Raw genomic sequence first — 1176 nt, 5'->3', positions numbered from 1 at the left:
TGGTTGATCTTTGTTTTAATTATAGCAATGAGCTTTTTCTTAATTCTTTGTAAGAATTTATAAAATTTTTACAAAGAAAATGGAATTTGTCTACGTTCTGAAGCAGGAAATCTGCTAAGTATTTTCCTTGGTTATTGCTTTCTTTTTCATTCGTATGTCACTGGGATTACCCGGGTTTATCTTTTTTACAATTCGTGTGATAGTATGTCATTTTTGTGTTATAATTTATTGTATCATAAAAGGAAAGAATGAGAAAATCAATGGAAGTAAAAGCCGTCTTTTTCGATATTGATGGAACGCTGGTGAATGACAGTCGAACGGTTTTGAAATCTACAGAAACAGCCATTAAAAGCTTAAAAGAGCAGGGGATATTAGTCGGTCTGGCAACCGGCCGCGGTCCTTTCTTTGTCAAACCTTTTATGGAGCAGCTGGATTTGGACTTTGCCGTGACCTACAACGGTCAATATATCTTTTCAAAGGACAGGGTGATTTCCGCCAGCCCCATTGACAAGCAGAGTCTGCGGGACTTGATTGCTTATGCCCAAAAACACAGAAAAGAGATTTCTCTGGGGACAGCAGATGCCATGCTGGGGTCCAAGATTATGTCCTTTGGCATGAGTCCTTTCTCCCAGTGGACCAGCCAGTTCATTCCCAAGAAAATGGCCCGCACCGTCAGTCACAGTTTTAACAAAATTATCAGCAAAGCCCTGCCCCAGCATGAAAAAGAGCTCCTGCAGCTGATTCAGGAACCCATTTATCAGGCCTTGATTTTGGCCAGTCCGGAAGAAAGCCATAAGATTGAAAGGGAGTTTCCGGATTTGAAATTTACCCGCAGCAGCCCCTATGCAGTGGATATTATCAACAAGAACATGTCTAAACTGGAGGGGATTCGCCGGGTCGGCAGGGAATACGGCTTTGATATCGGCCAGGTCATGGCTTTCGGAGACTCGGACAATGATTTGGAAATGCTGTCCGGTGTCGGCCTGTCCATTGCTATGGGGAATGGGACCAGCTCGGTCAAAGAGGTGGCCAAGCACACGACCAGCAGCAACAGTCAGGACGGCATTCACAAGGCTTTGGAGCACTTCGGTATTCTGGCCAGTGAAAAAGTCTTTACCAGCAGCGATCATCATTTCAACAAAGTCAAGGAATTTCACAGCGTTATGGACAATGGGA

The 1176-nt window shown here is 43.9% G+C and carries 1 protein-coding gene; it reads left to right on the top strand.

All coding sequences use genetic code 11. The features are described from left to right. Positions 1 to 260 precede the first annotated feature (260 nt). A partial coding sequence (locus STRDD11_RS00505) for a Cof-type HAD-IIB family hydrolase (RefSeq protein WP_128835296.1) occupies positions 261 to 1176 on the top strand: 916 nt, incomplete at its 3' end.

Origin of the sequence: Streptococcus sp. DD11, assembly GCF_001578865.1 — a bacterium.
Classification (GTDB): domain Bacteria; phylum Bacillota; class Bacilli; order Lactobacillales; family Streptococcaceae; genus Streptococcus; species Streptococcus panodentis.
This window is presented reverse-complemented; position numbering and strand designations above follow the sequence as displayed.